This window comes from Kribbella antibiotica (assembly GCF_004349055.1).
Lineage (GTDB): Bacteria > Actinomycetota > Actinomycetes > Propionibacteriales > Kribbellaceae > Kribbella > Kribbella antibiotica.
Map to the genome: position 1 here is coordinate 1 of NZ_SMKX01000263.1, position 5,636 is coordinate 5,636.

A 5,636-nucleotide genomic window follows, 5' to 3' on the forward strand; every position below is an offset into this window, starting at 1 on the left:
GTGGGACATCGGGAGGCCTCCTGGGTTGGGGTTCTTGCCAAGAAGATGCAGTGGGGGAAGGGCGAATCGGCGAGGAAGTTTTGGGGTGTGGACAACTCGTTGCCTTAGGCATCTTTACGGCGCGTGAAGGTAAGGGACCAAGGCGTCAGCGAGGGTGGGGATGATGGAGAGCAGGACGAAAGCCGGGAGGAAGCAGAGGCCCAGCGGGAGGGCTGACCGGGATTCGATCGTGCGGGCGTGGTGATCTGCGGCGTGGTGACGGGATTGGCGGGTGTCGTTGGCCAGGCGTTCCAAGGTTCTGGAGAGAGGGGCACCGGAGGTCAAGGAGCGGTTGATGGCTCGGGCCGCTGGGGCACAAGGTGGTTCCGCGCCGAGGAGCGACCAGGCGTCTTGCGGATCGGCGCCCAGGGTCAGACGGTGGGCAATCTCGGAGAGAAGGTCGCCGAGAGGGCCTTGGACGGCGGAAGCGACTGTGGTCAAGGCCTGTTGAGGTGGGCGACCGGCGCGGAGGCACGCGGCTAGGAGCTCGATGGTCAGCGGGAGGTCGTTGGCTATGGCAGCCCGGCGGCGTTTGGTGGCTGCTGATTCCAGGCGGGACAGCAGGCGCGGGATGGCGAAGTAGGCGACGACCGCTGGGGCAATGCCCCAGGGTGGGTGAAAGAACATCAGGAGAGCGCAGGCTGCTGCTACCGCCACGAGGCGGTGGGGTCGCGGCAGGCCTGCTCGGGTGGGCTTGCCCGGAGCTAGGCGGCGGAGGTCGGCCGGGGTGCGGAGTAAGAGGCAAACCGTGAGGCCGGCTGCAATGGACGCCAGCGAGATTGTTGTCATAGGCAAGGGGTTTCGGTGGCCAGGCGGGTCGTCCAGTGGAGACCCGCAGCGGTCAACGCCAGGCCTGCGGTGAGGCAGATCCAGCCAGATGGAGTGGCAGTGAGGAAGCCCAGCGGGTTGGCGCCGAGCGAGTAGCCGAGGGCGGTGCCGAAGAGTGGGAGAGCTGCGAGGATGCGCGCCGAGGAGCGGGCGCCGGCAAGGCCGGCTGCGGTTTGGCGATGGATCGCTTCATCGGCGCGGAGCGAATCGGCCAGGCGTTCGGTGAGGGTCGCGAAGGCAGCACCGGATTCTTCGGCGACGCGCCACGTGGCGGCGAGCGCGCGAAGGCCAGCGCTGCCTGGGGATTGAGCGGCTAGCTCCAGTGCTGCAGGGACGTCGCCGCCGAGCTTGGCCGCCAGGTGAGCCGGCTGCAGGTCTGGGGTGATGGTCGCAGCGCCACCCAGCGCATCGATGGGCGGTCGGCCCGCGGCCAGGTCGGCGGCAAGGACATCGAGGGCTTCGATGACCGTCGTACGGCGGGCTGTGGTGACTGCCTGGCGGCGGTGTTGTTCTCGTTGGAGCAAGGCAAGCAAAGCAATGACGGCGAGCGCACCGACGGCGAAGAACACCTGTGGCCCGAAGGCGAGCAGGACGATCGCGGCCGGTGGGAGCAGCAGGAGTCTGCGTGTGTATGGACGAGTTGGGGTAGCGGCACGAGGTGGCGTCAAGCGGCGCAAGGCATGAAGCGGCAGCGGAAACCAGAGATGCAGGGCGAGCAGAACACAGAGCGTGGCGAGGAAACGGCTCATGAGACTCCTTGGAAGGAGTTAGGCGGCTTGGGGAGTCGAGTGGGTGAAGCGGGTTGCAGGTGGGTGGAGCATGGGCGGGCCGACCAGGGGGAAGTCGACTGCGGGGCGGGTGATGACTTCGCCGGTCGGGAGGCGGTCGAGGACGTGGATGGCGGTCAGGCGGCGAAGGCCGGTGGGGGTGCGGGTCAGGTGAATGACGGCCTGGAGAGCGGAGGCCAGTTGGCTTTGGATGGCGTCTCGGGGGATGCCGGCCAGGGCACCTAGTGCCTCGATGCGAGCCGGTACGTCGGTGGGCGAGTTGGCGTGGATCGTGCCGCAGCCACCTTCGTGGCCGGTGTTGAGTGCAGTCAGGAGATCGATGACCTCGGCACCACGGACTTCGCCGATCACCAGACGGTCGGGGCGCATGCGGAGCGCCTGGCGGACCAAGTCACGGAGCGAAATTTCTCCATTGCCTTCGACGTTCGGCGGACGGGCTTCGAGGCGGACCACATGTGGATGGTCGGGGCGGAGTTCGCTGGCGTCTTCGACGATGAGCAAGCGGTCGCTGGGGTCGGCGGCGGAGAGCAGCGCGCTCAGGAGAGTTGTCTTTCCGGTGCCAGTGCCGCCGCTGATGAGGAAGGCCAAACGGGAGGTCAGGAGGTCGCGGAGAAGTGCGGCTCCCTCGTGCGGGAGTGAGCCGGCTTCGACGAGGGTGTCGAGGGTGAAGAGCTGGTCGGCGGGGATTCGGAGGGAAAGGCAAGTACCAGGGGCTGCGATCGGGGCGAGGACAGCGTGAAAGCGCGTGCCGTCCTGAAGCCGTACGTCGACGTACGGCGTGGCGTCGTCGAGGCGGCGGCCGGCGGCTGCCGCCAGTCGAGTGGCGAGGCGGCGGATTGCGGCATCGTCGCCGGTGTGGACGAAGACGCGCTCGAGGCCGGCACCGCGGTCGATGTAGACCTCGTCGGGCCCGTTGACGAGGATGTCGGTGATGCCCGGCTCGGCCAGCAGACTGTCGAGCGGGCCGGCCCCCAAAGCCTCGCGACGCAAGGCAGCGACGACGGCGAGGACAGTCGAGTCGCCGAATACGCCGCCGTCGGCGCGTAGTACCGCGGCGACCCGGGCCGGAGTTGGTTCGCCACCGCTGACGGCGAGGCGATCGCGCACCTGGGCGAGGAGAGTGGCGGAGATGATCATGCGGCGGGAGCGAACAGGTTGAGCAACACCGAGGCCGCGCGCGCAAGCGAGCCCTTGGGGTTGGGGTCGAGGCGGCCCTCATCCATGGCCGCGGGGAGGTCGCGTTCGTCGGCAAAGCTTGTTGCTAATGGCAATGACAAGTGCGATGCGGTGTCGGCAGCAGGGATCGTCGACCGTCGGGACGAACGCGCGATCACCCGGAGATCACCCGCGACCTCTGCGAGTGGACCGGCCAAGCGCTTGGCGGCAGCCAGCGAACGAATGTCGCACGGGACAACGAGCAGGGTCGCTGTTGCTCGCACGAAGGCCTCTTCGACTGCCGGATCAGGACGACGCGGGAGATCGAGAACGACGAGGTCGTTGCCACCCTGGGCCGCAGTGAGAACCGAGCGCATGGTCTCCGGCGGCAAGGCCGTGACATCGGAGCGATCCCAGGACAGTACCGGCAATCCGTTGGCGGTCGGTAGCGCGGAGCGAAGAGCGGCGGCGCTCACCCGGCCCGCGGCGTTGAGCAGCTCGGGCCAGCGTTGCCCCGGATCACGTTCGATGCCGAGGGCAAGCTCTATGCCACCACCGAGCGGATCGCCGTCGATCAGCATGGTCTGCAAGCCACGGCGCTTGCCGGCCAGTGCAACCGCAGCCGCCATGGTGGTGGCGCCTGCTCCCCCGCAGCCGCCGACGAACGCGAGGGTGACGGCCGAGCGGCGATGGCCGTCCAAGGTGTCCACCAGTCGCCCGGCCAACGCGACCTCGTCGGCCGGTAGCCGGAAGACCGCCTCCGCGCCGACCTCGAAGGCGTGGCGATACAGCGCATCGGATCCGGTCCCGGCCAGCACCACGCCGGTACGTCGTACGGGCGTGGTGCCGGCGAGTTCCGCGGCGAGGTCGTCGCCGACGATCACCAGCGGGTAGTTGAGCCAGCCGCGTCGCAGACCCTGCAGGTCACGCTCGACGAGTGGCGTGATCGAGGCAGCCGCGGCCAGCCGCAGCAGGTCGTCGAGCAAGCGTTCGTTGGTAGTTGCCATGAGCACCGATGGGGGAAGCGCTGTGGTTTCCATGCCAAGAAGATGCAGCGGACAGCGGCCGTTCCGGCGGCCCGGTCACGGCCCTGTGGACAACGCCTTGTCGGGTTTCCGCCACCAGCGGGTATCCGCCACAGTGAGCCCGCGACCAACCCGTCGGAAACAGTTACCGTTCCTTTCGAAGTGTCTTTAACTAAATTTCACCGGACGCTTTTCCCCGCCCCAGTTCCGGAGGACCCCGCCCATGAGTCGATTGCGTTTTCTCACTGCCACGGCCGCTGTGGCCGCTACTGCCTTGGTCACCGCCGCCGGCGTCTCGCTGGCGAGCGCTGAGCTGCCGTCCGCACCGAAAGCCCAGGCCAACGTGATGGCCCCGGTCGCCAGCGGTGGCATCAAGACCGCCTACTTCACTCAGTGGGGTATCTACGGCAACGCGTTCTACCCGAAGAACCTGGTCAGCACGGGTGCCGCCGCGAAGCTGGACTTCCTGAACTACGCGTTCGCGAACATCCACCCGACCAGCCACACCTGTTTCATGGCCAACTCGGCCGCGTCGCAGGACGAGAACAACCCGAACGCCGGTGACGGCGCCGGTGACTCGTTCGCCGATTACGGCAAGTCGTACGGCGCGGACATCAGCGTGGACGGTGTCGGTGACGTCTGGAACCAGCCGATCCAGGGCAACTTCAACCAGCTCAAGAAGCTGAAGGCGAAGGCCCCGAACCTGAAGATCCTGATCTCGATCGGCGGCTGGACGTACTCGAAGTATTTCTCCGACGCAGCGTCCACCGACGCCAAGCGGAAGGCCCTCGTCAGCTCCTGCGTGGACATGTTCATCAAGGGCAACCTGCCGCTGGCCGACGGCTTCGGCGGTCCGGGGAGTGCAGCGGGCATCTTCGACGGTGTGGACATCGACTGGGAGTACCCGGGCTCGCCGAACGGCCATGTGGGCAACCACTACAGCGCTGCGGACAAGCAGAACTTCACGCTGCTGCTGGCGGAGTTCCGGGCGCAACTGGACGCCTACGGCAGCCAGACCAGCAAGCGCTACTACCTGACCGCCGCCACTCCGGCCGGCCAGGACAAGATCGCCACGATCGAGACCAACAAGATCGGGCAGTACCTCGACTACAACAACGTGATGACGTACGACATGCACGGCGGCTGGGACGCCACCGGGCCGACGAACTTCCAGGACCCGCTGTACCAAGCACCGAACGACCCGAGTACGCCGATCCCGCCCGGTACGGCGAAGTACTCCGTCGACGGTGCGGTCAAGGCGTGGACCACTGGTGACCCGGCGTACGGCATCCCCGGTGGGTTCCCGGCGAACAAGCTGACCATCGGCTACCCGTTCTACTACCGCGGCTGGAAGGGCGTGCCCAGCACGGCCAACGGCAAGTACCAGACCGCTACCGGACCGGCTGACGGCCATGCGCTGAGTGGCAACGTTCCTGGCGTTTCCTTCTACAAGGAGCTCACCGGCTTCGTCGACAACCCCTCTGCGACCTTCTGGGACGACACCACCAAGTCGTCGTGGTTCTACCAGGGCGGCACGTTCTGGACCGGTGACAACCAGCAGTCCATCAAGGCGAAGGCCGACTACGCGCACTGCAACGGTCTGGCCGGCGCAATGATGTATTCGATGGAGGCGCTCGACACTGGCGTCACTCTGTTCAACCACGTCGTGAACGCGGTTAACGCGGACACTCCGGGCTGCGGTTCGAACCCGACACCGACCCCGACGCCCACGCCGACACCGACTCCCACCCCGACGCCGACACCCACGCCGAGCAAGACTCCGTCGAAGACGCCGAGCAAA

At 67.0% G+C, this 5,636-nt stretch carries 5 protein-coding genes; 1 reads left to right on the forward strand and 4 read right to left on the reverse strand.

Features of this window, described 5'->3' with window-relative positions:
- Positions 1-114 precede the first annotated feature (114 nt).
- The 4 genes from E1263_RS43940 to ssd are packed head-to-tail and all read right to left on the reverse strand — an operon-like array spanning position 115 to position 3,850.
- Complete coding sequence (locus E1263_RS43940; RefSeq protein WP_238162050.1) at positions 115-828, reverse strand: type II secretion system F family protein; 714 nt, start codon at positions 826-828, stop codon at positions 115-117.
- Positions 825-1,616 (reverse strand): type II secretion system F family protein, encoded by a 792-nt coding sequence (locus E1263_RS41710; protein WP_132177891.1) that lies wholly within the window; start codon positions 1,614-1,616, stop codon positions 825-827. The genes E1263_RS43940 and E1263_RS41710 overlap by 4 nt, the downstream gene beginning before the upstream one ends.
- Positions 1,617-1,634: 18 nt before the next feature.
- Positions 1,635-2,792 carry a TadA family conjugal transfer-associated ATPase gene (locus E1263_RS41715; protein ID WP_132177893.1) on the reverse strand — a complete coding sequence of 386 codons (1,158 nt, stop codon included), beginning with the start codon at positions 2,790-2,792 and terminating at the stop codon, positions 1,635-1,637.
- Positions 2,789-3,850 carry a septum site-determining protein Ssd gene (gene ssd, locus E1263_RS41720; protein WP_132177895.1) on the reverse strand — a complete coding sequence of 354 codons (1,062 nt, stop codon included), beginning with the start codon at positions 3,848-3,850 and terminating at the stop codon, positions 2,789-2,791. The genes E1263_RS41715 and ssd overlap by 4 nt, the downstream gene beginning before the upstream one ends.
- 208 nt (positions 3,851-4,058) lie before the next feature.
- On the opposite strand from ssd, the gene E1263_RS41725 reads away from it, so the two are divergent.
- Positions 4,059-5,636: glycoside hydrolase family 18 protein (locus E1263_RS41725; RefSeq protein WP_132177897.1), on the forward strand; the 1,578-nt coding region annotated here is incomplete at its 3' end.

Bases quoted from the DNA above. Each gene is read 5' to 3' on its own strand.
- E1263_RS43940 (WP_238162050.1), bottom strand. From the start codon at position 828: ATGACAACAATCTCGCTGGCGTCCATTGCAGCCGGCCTCACGGTTTGC.
- ssd (WP_132177895.1), bottom strand. From the start codon at position 3,850: ATGGAAACCACAGCGCTTCCCCCATCGGTGCTCATGGCAACTACCAAC.
- E1263_RS41710 (WP_132177891.1), bottom strand. From the start codon at position 1,616: ATGAGCCGTTTCCTCGCCACGCTCTGTGTTCTGCTCGCCCTGCATCTC.
- E1263_RS41715 (WP_132177893.1), bottom strand. From the start codon at position 2,792: ATGATCATCTCCGCCACTCTCCTCGCCCAGGTGCGCGATCGCCTCGCC.